The 13,543-nt window shown below is 71.3% G+C and carries 11 protein-coding genes; 5 read left to right on the top strand and 6 right to left on the bottom strand.

Features of this window, described 5'->3' with window-relative positions:
- Positions 1 to 238: 238 nt before the first annotated feature.
- From pgi to AAFN69_RS25005, 3 genes are read left to right on the top strand one after another with little or no spacing between them, the layout of a single operon-like run.
- Positions 239 to 1,891, top strand: a complete 1,653-nt coding sequence (gene pgi / locus AAFN69_RS25015) for a glucose-6-phosphate isomerase (protein WP_347730984.1) — start codon at positions 239 to 241, stop codon at positions 1,889 to 1,891.
- A gap of 4 nt (positions 1,892 to 1,895) precedes the next feature.
- Positions 1,896 to 2,402, top strand: coding sequence for a PH domain-containing protein (locus AAFN69_RS25010; RefSeq protein ID WP_347730983.1), 507 nt, complete (start codon positions 1,896 to 1,898; stop codon positions 2,400 to 2,402).
- Entirely contained in the window at positions 2,399 to 3,982 is a 1,584-nt protein-coding gene (locus AAFN69_RS25005; protein ID WP_347730982.1) for a PH domain-containing protein, read from the top strand. The genes AAFN69_RS25010 and AAFN69_RS25005 overlap by 4 nt, the downstream gene beginning before the upstream one ends.
- A 66-nt stretch (positions 3,983 to 4,048) precedes the next feature.
- On the opposite strand, the gene pgl is transcribed toward AAFN69_RS25005, so the two are convergent.
- From pgl to tkt, 5 genes are all read right to left on the bottom strand, one after another.
- Positions 4,049 to 4,831 carry a 6-phosphogluconolactonase gene (pgl, locus tag AAFN69_RS25000; protein ID WP_347730981.1) on the bottom strand — a complete coding sequence of 261 codons (783 nt, stop codon included), beginning with the start codon at positions 4,829 to 4,831 and terminating at the stop codon, positions 4,049 to 4,051.
- Positions 4,828 to 5,880, bottom strand: a complete 1,053-nt coding sequence (opcA, locus tag AAFN69_RS24995; protein ID WP_347730980.1) for a glucose-6-phosphate dehydrogenase assembly protein OpcA — start codon at positions 5,878 to 5,880, stop codon at positions 4,828 to 4,830. The genes pgl and opcA overlap by 4 nt, the downstream gene beginning before the upstream one ends.
- On the bottom strand, positions 5,877 to 7,400 hold the full coding sequence (zwf, locus tag AAFN69_RS24990; RefSeq protein WP_347731077.1) for a glucose-6-phosphate dehydrogenase: 1,524 nt from the start codon (positions 7,398 to 7,400) through the stop codon (positions 5,877 to 5,879). Before zwf ends, opcA begins: the two co-directional genes overlap by 4 nt.
- 14 nt (positions 7,401 to 7,414) lie before the next feature.
- Positions 7,415 to 8,533, bottom strand: a complete 1,119-nt coding sequence (gene tal, locus AAFN69_RS24985) for a transaldolase (protein WP_347730979.1) — start codon at positions 8,531 to 8,533, stop codon at positions 7,415 to 7,417.
- Between the two features lie 121 nt (positions 8,534 to 8,654).
- Positions 8,655 to 10,742, bottom strand: coding sequence for a transketolase (gene tkt / locus AAFN69_RS24980; RefSeq protein ID WP_347730978.1), 2,088 nt, complete (start codon positions 10,740 to 10,742; stop codon positions 8,655 to 8,657).
- Positions 10,743 to 11,014: 272 nt separating this feature from the next.
- Here tkt and AAFN69_RS24975 point away from each other — a divergent pair, with 272 nt between their 5' ends.
- Both AAFN69_RS24975 and AAFN69_RS24970 read left to right on the top strand, forming a co-directional pair.
- Positions 11,015 to 11,956, top strand: a complete 942-nt coding sequence (locus AAFN69_RS24975) for a heme o synthase (RefSeq protein WP_347730977.1) — start codon at positions 11,015 to 11,017, stop codon at positions 11,954 to 11,956.
- Positions 11,957 to 12,095: 139 nt separating this feature from the next.
- On the top strand, positions 12,096 to 12,482 hold the full coding sequence (locus AAFN69_RS24970; RefSeq protein WP_347730976.1) for a hypothetical protein: 387 nt from the start codon (positions 12,096 to 12,098) through the stop codon (positions 12,480 to 12,482).
- A 90-nt stretch (positions 12,483 to 12,572) separates the two neighbouring features.
- Here AAFN69_RS24970 and AAFN69_RS24965 read toward each other — a convergent pair whose 3' ends face one another.
- On the bottom strand, positions 12,573 to 13,538 hold the full coding sequence (locus AAFN69_RS24965; protein ID WP_347730974.1) for a COX15/CtaA family protein: 966 nt from the start codon (positions 13,536 to 13,538) through the stop codon (positions 12,573 to 12,575).
- Positions 13,539 to 13,543 lie beyond the last annotated feature (5 nt).

The following is a 13,543-nucleotide window of genomic DNA, read 5'->3' as shown; positions in this document are numbered from 1 at the left end:
GCCCCGGCCGGACTTTTCTGTCTCCACGGCCCCGTCCGGAGCGCCGCTGGAGTCCCGCGGGGGTGGATTTCTCGCCATTCAGCCGCGCTTTTCCGAGGAGAACCGGCCGCGCCGCCCGCCGGACTCCCGCGCCCCCGCCGACGCTGCTCCGGCCTTCACCGCGCCTGTCGGTCTGATCAATTAGGTTGGGAGGCGCGCGACAACAGGCAGGGACGAGAAGAAGCGAGCTGATGTCCGAGTGAACTCAAGTGGCCGTACCCGGCTCAATCAGATGCCCGAGTGGACCGCCCTCGGCAAGCACCGGGAACAGTTCGGACAGACCGGTCTGCGGGAGCTCTTCGCCGCCGACCCGGACCGCGGCTCCGCGTACACCCTGCGCGTCGGCGATCTCTGTATCGACTACTCCAAGCACCTGGTCACCGAGGAGACCCTGACCCTGCTGCGCGAACTCGCGGCGGCGGCCGGAGTGGCCGGGCTGCGGGACGCCATGTTCCGCGGCGAGCGGATCAACACCACCGAGGACCGCGCCGTACTCCACACCGCCCTGCGCGCTCCCCGCGACGCCGTCATCGAGACCGGCGGCGAGAATGTGGTGCCCGGCGTCCATGCCGTGCTCGACCGGATGGCCGCCTTCAGCGACCGGATCCGGGCCGGCGAGTGGAAGGGCCACACCGGCAGGCCCATCCGGAACATCGTCAACATCGGCATCGGCGGCTCCGACCTCGGCCCCGCGATGGCGTACGAGGCACTCCGCCCCTGGACCGCCCGCGAGCTGACCTTCCGCTTCGTCTCCAATGTCGACGGCGCCGATCTGTACGAGGCCATCCGCGATCTCGACGCCGCCGAGACACTCTTCATCGTCGCCTCCAAGACCTTCACCACCATCGAGACCATCACCAACGCCGGCTCCGCCCGGCAGTGGCTCCTCGGTGAGCTCGGCGCCGGCGACGAGGCGGTGGCCCGGCACTTCGTGGCGCTGTCGACCAACGAGGAGAAGGTCTCCGCCTTCGGCATCGACCCGGCCAACATGTTCGAGTTCTGGGACTGGGTCGGCGGACGGTACTCCTACGACTCCGCCATCGGCCTCTCCCTGATGATCGCCATCGGCCCGGACCGGTTCCGCGAGATGCTCGACGGATTCCACCTGGTGGACGAGCACTTCCGGACCGCCCCCGCGGAGTCCAACGCACCGCTGCTGCTCGGTCTGCTCGGTGTCTGGTACGGCGCCTTCTTCGACGCCCAGTCCCACGCGGTGCTGCCGTACTCCCACTATCTGGGCAAGTTCACCGCCTATCTCCAGCAGCTCGACATGGAGTCCAACGGAAAGTCCGTGGACCGCGACGGCAACCGGGTGGAGTGGCAGACCGGGCCGGTCGTCTGGGGCACCCCCGGCACCAATGGGCAGCATGCGTACTACCAGTTGATCCACCAGGGCACCAAGGTCATCCCCGCCGACTTCATCGGCTTCGCCGAGCCGGTCGGCGCGCTGCCCGGCTGGGCGGCGGCCCAGCACGATCTGCTGATGGCCAACTTCTTCGCCCAGACCCAGGCGCTGGCCTTCGGCAGGACGGCGGAGGAGGTGCGCGCGGAGGGGGTCCCGGAGCCGCTGGTGCCGCACAAGACCTTCCCCGGTGATCACCCGACCACGACCGTCCTCGCCGACCGGCTCAGCCCCTCCGTGCTGGGCCAGCTCATCGCGCTCTATGAGCAGAAGGTGTTCGTGCAGGGCGCGATCTGGAATATCGACTCCTTCGACCAGTGGGGTGTGGAGCTGGGCAAGGTGCTGGCCAAGCGGATCGAGCCGGTGCTGACCGAGGGCACCGGCGGCGACGGCCTGGACAGCTCCACGGCCGCGCTCACCGCCGCCTACCGCACGGTGCGGGGCCGCTGAGCCGATGACGACCACGGGGGAGGGCGGGATCCGGCTGCGCCCGCCGAACCATCCGCTCAATGAGCGGGTGGTCGGCTGGTGGCGGACGCGATCCCTGATCGTCACCGTCCTGACCGCGGCGGTCCCGGCGGTACTGGGCTGGCTCATCGAGCCCGCCAGGGGCTGGCTGTACGCCGCGGCCGCGGCACTGGCGGTACTGGGCTCGATCGAGGCCGCCGCCGTCCCGCCGTGGCGGTACCGGGTGCACCGCTGGGAGGTCACGGACGAGGCGGTGTACGTCCGCACCGGCGCCTTCCTCCAGCAGTGGCGGATCGCGCCGATGTCCCGGATCCAGACCGTGGACACGGTGCGCGGCCCGCTGGAGCGCGGATTCCGGCTGGCCACCCTGACCGTCACCACCGCCTCGTCCAAGGGCGAGATCAAGATCGAGGGGCTCGATCACGAGGTGGCGGCGGAGCTGGCCGAGCGGCTCACCCTGCTCACCCGGGCGACCCCCGGTGACGCCACATGACCCCGACCGGCCGCCCCGAGCCGCCGGCCCCGGAGCGGGACGACCCCGGCGGCGCACCCTGGCAGCGGCTCGACCGGCGGGCCCCGCTCGTGGTCGCCGCCGTCCTCGGCTCCATCTCCGCCGGTGTCTGTCTCCCGGTGCTGCTCGGGCTCTCCAGCGGGATCTGGTTCGGCGCCGACGTCCGGCACGGCACCGGGCTGCTCCTTCTGCTCGGCGGCGCCGCCCTGCTCATACTCGGCGGGGCCGCCGCGGAGTATGTGACCTGGCGCAGAACCCACTACCGCATCGGCCCCGAGCGGGTCGAACTCCACAGCGGACTCCTGCTGGTCAAGCGCCGCTCCCTCGCCCGGGAGCGCATCCGCAGCGTCGATCTCACCGCCAATCCGCTGCTGCGCGTCCTCGGTCTGGTGAAGGCCCGCATCGGCACCGGTGAGCGGGGCGCCGGCGGTGAGTCCACGCTGGAGCTGGACCCGGTCTCCCGGGCGGAGGGCGAACGGCTCCGCCGGGAACTCCTCGACCGCCCCGCCGGGAACACCGGCGCCGACCCGCGCCGGGACGGCGACCTCGCCTCCCTGGACCCCCGCTGGATCCGGTACGCCCCGCTCTCCTTCGTCCCCTGGCTGCTCGGCGGCGCGGCGGCCGGGGCCGTGATGCAGGTCAGCGACTGGTTCGGGGTCCAGCACGATGTCATCAGCGCGGTGGGGGACTTCTTCCTGGAGACGACCGTCACCGTGATGGTCCTCAGCCTCGTCCTCGCCGCGCTGGCCGCCGGCGCGGTCGGCTCACTCGGCCTCTGGGTCGAGATGTGGTGGAACTACCGGCTGGAGCGCGAGCCCGGCGGCACCCTGCGGGTGCGCCGCGGACTGCTCACCGTCCGCTCCGTCTCCGTGGAGGAGCGCCGGCTGCGCGGCATCGAGCTGGTCGAACCGCTCGGGATACGGCTGGCGGGCGCCGCCCGGGTCGACGCCGTCGCCACCGGCATATCCAGGAGCGATCAGGACAAGAACATCGACCTCAATGTGCTGCTGCCGCCCGCCCCCCGGGCGTACGCCGACGAGGTCGCCGCGGTGATCCTGCGCGAGCCGGCCGCTCCCACCGGCACACCGCTGACCGCGCACCCCCGGGCGGCCCGCACCCGGCGGCTGCGCTGGGCGCTGTGGGCCGCGCTGACCCCGCCGGTGATCCTCGCCGCGCTGGGCCTGTGGCTCACCCCGGTGCTGCTGTACATCGCGGCGGGGTTCACCGCGTTCGCCGTCCCGGCCGCGGTCCTGCTCGCCCTGGACGCATATCGCAGCCTGGGACATGCCGTCAGCGGCGGCTATCTGATCGCCCGGTCCGGCACCCTCCGGCGCTCCACGGTGGCGCTCCGGCGCGACGGTGTCATCGGCTGGGTGGTGACCCGCTCCGTCTTCCAGCGCCGGGCCGGGGTGCTGACGCTCACCGCCACCACGGCCGCCGGGGCGGGGGCGTACTCGGTCCGCGACGCCGGCGAGGAGGAGGGGCTGCGCTTCGCCGACGAGGCCGTCCCCGGGCTGCTCGCGCCCTTCCTGGAGCGGGATTCCGGGCCCGCCGAGGGCTGAGCCCGGCCGCCCGGGAGACAGGAAGTGCCCGGTACGCCGATGGCGTACCGGGCACCGTGTGTTCCGCTACGCGGACGCCGGCGGATAGAGCTCGCGCGGCAGCTCGGAGGCGGCCGCCGAGTCCAGCAGCCAGAGGGTCCGGGCCCGGCCGTACGCGCCCGCCGCCGGGGCCTGGATCTCCCCGGCACCCGAGAGCGCGATGGCCGCGGCCTTCGCCTTGTCCTCGCCGGCCGCCAGCAGCCACACCTCGCGGGCCGACCGGATCGCCGGGAGGGTGAGCGAGATCCGGGTCGCCGGGGGCTTGGGCGCGCCGTGCACCCCGACCACCGTGCGCTCGGTCTCCCGCACCCCCGGAAGCTCCGGGAAGAGCGAGGCGACATGGGTGTCGGGACCGACGCCCAGCATCAGCACATCGAAGGCCGGAACCTGTCCGTGGTCCTCCGGCGCCGCCGCGGCGGCGAGCTCGGCGGCGTACGCGGCGGCCGCGGCCTCCACATCGCCGCCGTACGCGCCGTCGGACGGGGCCATCGGATGCACCCGGGAGGGATCCACCGGAACGCTGTCCAGCAGGGCCGCGCGGGCCTGCGTCACATTGCGCTCCGGGTCGCCCTCCGGGAGGAACCGCTCATCGCCCCACCACAGATCCAGCCGGCGCCAGTCGATCGCGTCCCGCGCGGGCGAGGCGCCGAGCGCGGCGAGCAGAGCGTTGCCGTTCCGCCCGCCGGTCAGCACCACGGACGCCGAGCCGCGCGCGGCCTGCGCGTCCACGATGCGGGTGATCAGCCGGGCCGCCGCGGCCTGCGCCATCAGCTCCTTGTCCCGGTGGACCACCAGCTGGGGTGTGCTCACTTGGCCGCCGCCTTCTTGGCCGGTGCCTTCTTCGCGGCGGCGGGAGCGGCAGCGGCGGCGGGAGCCGCCGCTGCCTTCTTCTCCGCCTGCTTCCCGGCCGCGGCCTCGTCGGCCGCGAAGCCGGTCTCCAGCAGCCGGTCGACACCGAACCGCAGCGCCGACGCGTAGGTGTCGTCCGGGTCCAGCCGGCGCAGCTCCTCCGCGATCAGCTCGGCGGTCTCCCGCCGCTTCAGCGCCACCGCCCGGTCCGGCTGCCCCTGGATGGAGAGGTTCGCCAGCGAACCGTCCGCCCGGTCCAGCACGATCCGGCCGCAGGTCGACTCCATCCGCACCGCGGTGAGACCCGGTCCGGAGGAGAGGGCCCGCTTCACCGGCACCGAGAGCCGGTCCGCGAGCCACATCGCCAGCAGTTCCACGCTCGGGTTGAACTCCTCGCCCTCCACCTCGACCGCGGTGACCTTGCAGGCCACCTGGTCCAGCGCGGCGGCGAGCATGGAGCGCCAGGGGGTGATCCGGGTCCACGACAGATCCGTGTCGCCGGGGGTGTACGTCTCCGCGCGGGCCGTCAGCTCCTGGATCGGCTGCTCGCCCGCGTAGGTGTCGGTCACCCGGCGCTGGGCCAGCGCGCCCAGCGGGTCGCTCGCCGGGTCCAGCGGCGCGTTCACCGGCCACCAGACCACCACCGGGGCGTCGGGGAGCAGCAGCGGCAGCACCACCGACTGGGCGTGGTCGGTGACCTCGCCGTACAGCCGCAGCACCACCGTCTCCCCGGTGCCGGCCTCGGCGCCCACCCGCACCTCGGCGTCCAGACGCGCCTGCGCCCGGGCCCGCGGGGTGCGCGAGACGCGCTTGATGACCACCAGCGTGCGCGAGGGGTGCTCGCGCGACGCCTCGTTGGCGGCCCTCAGCGCGTCATAGGCGTTCTCCTCGTCGGTGACGATGACCAGGGTGAGGACCATGCCGACGGCCGGGGTGCCGATCGCCCGGCGGCCCTGCACCAGCGCCTTGTTGATCTTGCTGGATGTCGTGTCCGTGAGGTCGATCTTCATGGCCGGCGCCAGCTCCGTCCGTCTCGTGCGAGCATTTCGTCCGCCTCGACCGGACCCCAGGTACCCGAGGGGTACTGGGCGGGCTTGCCGTTGCTCTCCCAGTGCTGCTCGATCGGGTCGAGGATCTTCCAGGACAGCTCGACCTCCTCCACCCTCGGGAAGAGGTTGGAGTCGCCGAGGAGGACATCGAGGATGAGCCGTTCGTACGCCTCGGGGCTGGACTCGGTGAAGGACTCGCCATAGGCGAAGTCCATCGACACATCCCGCACCTCCATGGAGGTGCCCGGGACCTTCGAGCCGAAGCGCATGGTCACACCCTCGTCCGGCTGCACCCGGATGACCAGGGCGTTCTGCCCCAGCTCCTCGGTGGCCGTGTGGTCGAAGGGGGAGTGCGGGGCGCGCTGGAAGACCACCGCGATCTCGGTGACCCGCCGGCCCAGCCGCTTGCCGGTGCGCAGATAGAACGGCACACCCGCCCAGCGGCGGTTGTCGATCTCCAGCCGGACGGCCGCGTAGGTGTCGGTCTTCGACTCGGGGTCGATCCCGTCCTCCTGGAGATAGCCGACGGCCTTCTCGCCGCCCTGCCATCCCGCCGCGTACTGGCCGCGCACGGTGGTCTCGCTCAGATCACCCGGCTCCTTCACGGCACCCAGGACCTTGACCTTCTCGGCCGCGAGCGCGTCGGCGTCGAAGGAGGCGGGCTCCTCCATCGCGGTGAGCGCCAGCAGCTGGAGGAGGTGGTTCTGGATGACGTCACGGGCGGCGCCGATGCCGTCGTAGTACCCGGCCCGGCCGCCGATGCCGATGTCCTCGGCCATGGTGATCTGGACATGGTCGACATACGACCGGTTCCAGATCGGCTCGAAGAGGGTGTTGGCGAACCGCAGCGCCAGGATGTTCTGGACGGTCTCCTTGCCCAGATAGTGGTCGATGCGGAAGACCTCGTTGGGCGGGAAGACCTCGTGCACCACCTTGTTGAGCTCCACCGCGGAGGCCAGGTCGTGCCCGAAGGGCTTCTCGATGACCGCGCGCCGCCAGGAGCCGTCGGTCTGGTCGGCCAGACCGTGCTTCTTGAGCTGCTGGACCACCTTGGGGAAGAACTTCGGCGGCACCGACAGATAGAAGGCGAAGTTGCCCCCCGTGCCCTGGGCCTCGTCCAGCTCGGCGACCGTCTTCTTCAGGGTCTCGAACGCCTCGTCGTCGTCGAAGTCGCCCTGGACGAACCGCATCCCCTGGTTGAGCTGCTGCCACACCTCCTCACGGAAGGGAGTGCGGGCATGCGCCTTGACCGCCTCGTAGACCTCCTGCGCGAAGTCCTCGTCCTGCCACTCCCGGCGGGCGAACCCGACCAGCGAGAAACCCGGCGGCAGCAGTCCGCGGTTGGCCAGGTCGTAGATGGCGGGCATCAGCTTCTTACGGGAGAGATCGCCCGTGACACCGAAGATCACCAGGCCCGACGGCCCCGCGATGCGCGGGAGCCGCCGGTCGGCGGTGTCACGAAGCGGATTCGCTTCGCCAATACCGGACACGGTGGTCAGTCCTCCGAGGGAGCGAGGCGCTTCAGCTCGGCCTCGGTCGAGGCCAGCAGGTCATTCCAGGCCGCCGCGAACTTCTCGACGCCCTCGTCCTCCAGGAGCTGGACGACCTCGTCGTAGGAGATGCCCAGCGCCTCCACGGCCGCGAGCTCGGCACGCGACTGGTCGTAGGTGCCGCGCACCGCGTCACCGATGATCCGCCCGTGGTCGGCGGTGGCCTCCAGGGTGGCCTCCGGCATGGTGTTCACCGTGCCCGGCGCGACCAGGTCGTCGACGTACAGCGTGTCCTTGTACGCGGGGTCCTTCACTCCGGTGGAGGCCCACAGCGGACGCTGCCTGTTGGCGCGCGCCCGGTCCAGCACCGCCCAGCGGTCGGAGCCGAAGACCTCTTCGTACGCCTCGTAGGCGAGCCGGGCGTTGGCCAGGCCGGCCCTGCCGCGCGCCGCCTTCGCCTCGGGGGTGCCGAGGGCGTCGATCCGCTTGTCGATCTCGGTGTCGACCCGGGAGACGAAGAAGGAGGCCACCGAGTGGATCTTCGACAGATCGAGGCCGCGCTCCTTGGCCTTCTCCAGGCCGGCGAGGTAGGCGTCCATCACCGCGCGGTAGCGCTCCAGCGAGAAGATCAGCGTCACATTGACGCTGATGCCGAGACCGATCGTCTCGGTGATCGCCGGCAGGCCCGCCTTGGTCGCGGGAATCTTGATCAGGGTATTGGGGCGGTCCACCAGCCAGGCCAGCTGCTTGGCCTCGGCCACCGTCGCCGCCGTGTGGTGCGCCAGCCGCGGGTCGACCTCGATGGAGACCCGGCCGTCCTGGCCGCCGGTGGCGTCGAAGACCGGGCGCAGGATGTCGGCGGCGTCCCGGACATCGGCCGTGGTGATCATCCGGATGGCCTCGTCGACCGTCACCTTCCGGGTGGCCAGCTCGGTGAGCTGCTGCTCGTAGCCGTCCCCGCTGCTGATGGCCTTCTGGAAGATCGACGGGTTGGTGGTCACACCCACCACATGCTGCTGGTCGATCAGCTCGGCGAGGTTGCCCGAGGTGATCCGCTTGCGCGACAGGTCATCGAGCCAGATCGCGACGCCTTCGTCGGAGAGGCGCTTGAGTGCGTCTGTCATGAGGGTTGCATCTCCTGCGTAGTCAGTCGAAATGAACCGGGTCCCGGGTGCCGGCCCGGGATCCGGACTCCGAGTCAAGCGGAGTCCGGATCCCGTCGTCGGCGGTGTCCGTATACCGGCGTCAGCGTGCGGCGGCCTCAAGAGATTCCCGCGCGGCGGCGGTGACGGCCTCGGCGGTGAAACCGAACTCGCGGAACAGCACCTTGGCGTCGGCCGAGGCACCGAAGTGCTCCAGCGAGACGATCCGGCCCGCGTCGCCCACGTAACGGTGCCAGGTCAGACCGATGCCGGCCTCGACCGCGACCCGCGCCCTGACGGCGGGCGGCAGCACCGAGTCCCGGTACTCCTGGTCCTGCTCCTCGAACCACTCCACCGAGGGCATCGACACGACTCGCGCCGGCACCCCGTCGGCCTGGAGCCGCTCCCGCGCCTCAACCGCCAGCTGCACCTCCGAACCGGTACCGATCAGCACGACCTCGGGGTCGCCGCCCTCGGCCTCGAAGAGCACATAGCCGCCGCGGGCGGCGTTCTCATTGCGCTCGTAGGTGGGCACACCCTGACGGGTCAGCGCCAGACCGTGCGGGGCACCCACACCGAACTTCTTGGTGTACCGCTTCAGGATCTCGCGCCAGGCGATCGCGGTCTCGTTGGCATCCGCCGGACGGACGATGTTCAGACCGGGGATCGCGCGCAGCGACGCCAGGTGCTCCACCGGCTGGTGGGTCGGGCCGTCCTCGCCCAGACCGATCGAGTCGTGCGTCCAGACATAGGTCACCGGCAGGTGCATCAGCGCGGAGAGCCGGACCGCGTTGCGCATGTAGTCGGAGAAGACCAGGAAGGTGCCGCCGTAGACGCGGGTGTTGCCGTGGAGCGCGATGCCGTTCATCTCCGCGGCCATCGAGTGCTCGCGGATGCCGAAGTGCACGGTGCGGCCGTACGGGTCGGCCTCCGGCAGCGGGTTGCCCGCCGGCAGGAAGGACGACGTCTTGTCGATGGTGGTGTTGTTCGAGCCGGCGAGGTCGGCGGAGCCGCCCCACAGCTCGGGCAGGACCGCGCCCAGCGCCTGGAGGACCTTGCCGGAGGCGGCACGGGTGGCGACACCCTTGCCCGTCTCGAACTCCGGCAGCCGCTCCTCCCAGCCCTCGGGCAGCTCGCCCGCGCTGATCCGGTCGAACTCCGCGGCGCGCTCCGGGTTGGCGGTGCGCCAGGCGGCGAACGTCTTCTCCCACTCGCCGCGGACCTCGCGGCCCCGGTCCAGCGCGCCCCGGGTGTGCGCGATGACCTCGTCGGCGACCTCGAAGGACTGCTCGGGGTCGAAGCCGAGCACCCGCTTGGTGGCCGCGACCTCCTCGTCGCCGAGTGCCGAGCCGTGCGCGGCCTCGGTGTTCTGGGCGTGCGGGGCGGGCCAGGCGATGATCGAGCGGGCCGCGATGAAGGAGGGGCGCTCGGTCTCGGCCTGCGCCGCCCGCAGCGCGCGGTACAGCGCCGCCGGGTCGAGGTCGCCGTTCTCCCGCTGCTCCACCCGCTGGACGTGCCAGCCGTAGGACTCGTAGCGCTTGAGGGTGTCCTCGGAGACCGCGGTCTCGGTGTCGCCCTCGATGGAGATGTGGTTGTCGTCCCACAGCAGCACCAGGTTGCCGAGCTTCTGGTGCCCGGCGAGCGAGGACGCCTCGGCGGAGATGCCCTCCTGGAGGCAGCCGTCACCGGCGATGGCGAAAATGGTGTGGTCGAAGGGCGAGGTGCCGGGGGCCGCGTCCGGGTCGAAGAGACCGCGCTCGTACCGGGCCGCCATCGCCATGCCCACCGCGTTGGCGACACCCTGGCCGAGCGGCCCGGTCGTCGTCTCGACACCGGTGGTGTGTCCGTACTCCGGGTGACCGGGGGTCTTGGAGCCCCAGGTGCGGAACGCCTTCAGATCGTCCAGCTCCAGGCCGAAGCCGGCCAGGTAGAGCTGGGTGTACAGAGTCAGCGAGGAGTGTCCGGCGGAGAGCACGAACCGGTCGCGGCCGGTCCACTCCGCGTCGGCCGGGTCGTGCCGCATGACCTTCTGGAACAGGACGTACGCGGCGGGGGCCAGGCTCATGGCCGTACCGGGGTGGCCGTTGCCGACCTTCTGTACGGAGTCCATGGCCAGGACCCGGGCGGTGTCCACGGCCCGCTGGTCCAGATCGGTCCACTCAAGGTCGGTAATGGTCGGCTTGGTGCTCACCCTGGGTCAGGGCTCCTCTCCACATGTTCCATGTCGTAACCCGGTGACGACGGAAGTACCGGGCGCAGTCGAGCCTACCCGCGACGTGGCGGACGACCGGTACACACAGTCGTACACATGGGCGGTGGAGGACCGCTCAACACGACCCCACCCCCGTGCGGGGCGACGCATGGGCAGCCTCTACAGTGGCGTCGTACGCGCAAGTGTTTACCGGGCTCTCATGTATCTCCACATGCGCCCGGAGCTTGCTGGAGTCTCTGTCAGGGGTGTGCGTGACGGCCGTCGAATCCCGTCCAGCGGGGGTGCTGGGGACCAGCCCCGGCGCCCGGCCGTTCGGGGCCAGGGTCAAGGCATTCGTGGCGCTGACGAAGCCGCGGATCATCGAACTGCTGCTGATCACCACTGTGCCGGTGATGTTTCTCGCCGCGCAAGGTGTACCGGATCTGTGGCTGGTGCTCGTGACATGCGTCGGCGGGTATCTCTCCGCCGGCGGCGCCAACGCGCTCAACATGTACATCGACCGGGACATCGACGCCCTGATGGACCGGACGTCGCAGCGCCCGCTGGTCACCGGAATGGTCTCACCGCGTGAGGGGCTGGTCTTCGGCCTCACCCTCGCGGTGGTCTCCACGCTCTGGTTCGGCCTGCTGGTGAACTGGCTCTCGGCGTGGCTGTCACTCGGCGCACTGCTGTTCTACGTGGTCGTCTACACGATGCTGCTCAAGCGGCGGACCTCGCAGAACATCGTCTGGGGCGGTATCGCGGGCTGTATGCCGGTGCTCATCGGCTGGTCGGCGGTCACCAATTCGATGTCCTGGGCCGCCGTCATCCTCTTCCTGGTCATCTTCTTCTGGACGCCGCCGCACTACTGGCCGCTGTCGATGAAGGTGAAGGAGGACTACGCGCGTGTCGGTGTGCCGATGCTGCCGGTGGTCGCCTCCAACAGGGTGGTGGCCCGCCAGATCGTCCTCTACAGCTGGGTGATGGTCGGCGTCTCGCTGCTGCTCACCCCGCTGGGCTACACCGGCTGGTTCTACACCTCGGTGGCGCTGGCCACCGGCGGCTGGTGGCTCTGGGAGGCGCACTCCCTCCAGAACCGCGCCAAGTCCGGGGTGACCGGCGGCAAGCTCAAGGAGATGCGGCTCTTCCACTGGTCGATCACCTATGTCTCGCTGCTCTTCGTGGCGGTGGCGGTCGATCCGTTCGTCCGCTGAGACACCCTCAATCCCACGGAAAGGGCGGGCCCGCACCGGGCCCGCCCTTTCCCGTACCTCCGCCACGGCTCTCGCCCGTGGCCGATCTCATCCGGTACGGCCATGGTCCACTCGCCCTACCCGCGAGTAGCATCGGCCCATGGCAGACGACACCAAGGACGACACCAAGCGGGCCGGGCGCGCCCGCCGGGAGCACCGGCGCGCCGAGCGCAGGGCGGCCCGGCTGGCCCGGGAGATCTCCGCCTTCGCCGGCGGGCACGGCGGCGCCGAGGGACAGCTCGCGTACACCGGCCGGGCGGGCACCCGGATCGTCCTGGTGGGGCGGGACGGTGCCTGGGGGGATCTGGTCGCCCCCGACCACGCCGTCGCGGCGGCGGCGGCCGAGAAGGCCGGTCTCACCCTCCACGACACCTTCGACGGCGAGTTCGCCGCCCGGGTCCGCACCGGGCCCTACGAATGGACCCGGATGGCCGGTATCCAGCTCGGAGGTCCCCCGAACGGCCCCGCCGCCGACTCGGACGGCTGAACGGCCCGGGGGAATTTCCGGGGGACCCGGGCACACGAAAGGGACCCGGGGCAGATGCCCCGGGTCCCTCTCACATGTTCCGGCGGGCCGTCAGACCCGGGAGAGCGCGGGGCCCGGCTCCGCGGGCACGGCGGCGGCCGGCGGACGCTCCCGCATGGCCAGCGCGAGCCGCACCACCGCGATCCACATCAGCCCGGAGCCGAGCATGTGCGCGCCCACCAGGATCTCGGGCACACCGGTGAAGTACTGGAGATAGCCGATACCGCCCTGTGCCACCAGCACGACCAGCAGATCGCGGGCCCGGGCCCGGATGTCGGCGGGGGCGTCCACCACCCGCAGCACCAGGAACATCGCCAGCGCCAGCGCGCAGAGCACCCAGGCGGCGGCGGCATGCAGATGGGCCGCGTTCGACCAGTCCCACGGCATGCGCGGAACATCGCTGCTGTCACCCGCGTGCTTGCCGGAGCCGGTGACCCCGGTACCGAGGACGATGAGCGCCACGGAGGTGGCGACGATCGCCGCGGAGAGCTTGCGGACCGGCCGCGGCACCCTCGGCCGCGGGGCGCCGTCGCCCTCGCCCGTCCGGTGCCAGGTGATCACCGCGACGGTGAGCAGCGCGTTCGCGGCGAGGAAGTGGCCCGCGACCGTCCAGGGGTTGAGCCCCGCCCAGACGGTGATCCCGCCGAGTACGGCATTGCTCAGCACGATCCAGAACTGCGCCCAGCCGAGCCGGGTCAGGCTCCGGCGCCTCGGCTCGGCGGAGCGGGCCGCGATGATGGCCCAGCCGACAGCCGCCGACAGCACATAGGTCAGCAGCCGGTTGCCGAACTCGATGAAGGCATGCGGCCCCATCTCCGCGGTGGCGAAGAGGCTGTCCTCCGTGCACTTGGGCCAGGTGTCGCAGCCGAGACCGGATCCGGTCAGCCGGACCGCGCCACCGGTGACGATGATGAGCACGGTCATCACGACGGCGGAGAGCGCGGCGCGCCGGACCGTGGCGGGTTCCGGGGTCCAGCGCTGGGCGATTTTGGCGAGGGGGGTTTGCACGGCAACCATCGTAG

It is taken from the genome of Streptomyces sp. CAU 1734 (genome assembly GCF_039888735.1).
Lineage (GTDB): Bacteria > Actinomycetota > Actinomycetes > Streptomycetales > Streptomycetaceae > Streptomyces.
Note: the sequence above shows the minus strand (reverse complement) of the source record. Positions and strands in the feature narration are given on the sequence as shown.

Excerpts from the sequence above, each read along its gene's own strand:
- AAFN69_RS25010 (WP_347730983.1), top strand. The coding sequence starts at position 1,896 with ATGACGACCACGGGGGAGGGCGGGATCCGGCTGCGCCCGCCGAACCAT.
- AAFN69_RS25005 (WP_347730982.1), top strand. The coding sequence starts at position 2,399 with ATGACCCCGACCGGCCGCCCCGAGCCGCCGGCCCCGGAGCGGGACGAC.
- opcA (WP_347730980.1), bottom strand. The coding sequence starts at position 5,880 with ATGAAGATCGACCTCACGGACACGACATCCAGCAAGATCAACAAGGCG.
- tal (WP_347730979.1), bottom strand. The coding sequence starts at position 8,533 with ATGACAGACGCACTCAAGCGCCTCTCCGACGAAGGCGTCGCGATCTGG.
- AAFN69_RS24970 (WP_347730976.1), top strand. The coding sequence starts at position 12,096 with ATGGCAGACGACACCAAGGACGACACCAAGCGGGCCGGGCGCGCCCGC.
- AAFN69_RS24965 (WP_347730974.1), bottom strand. The coding sequence starts at position 13,538 with ATGGTTGCCGTGCAAACCCCCCTCGCCAAAATCGCCCAGCGCTGGACC.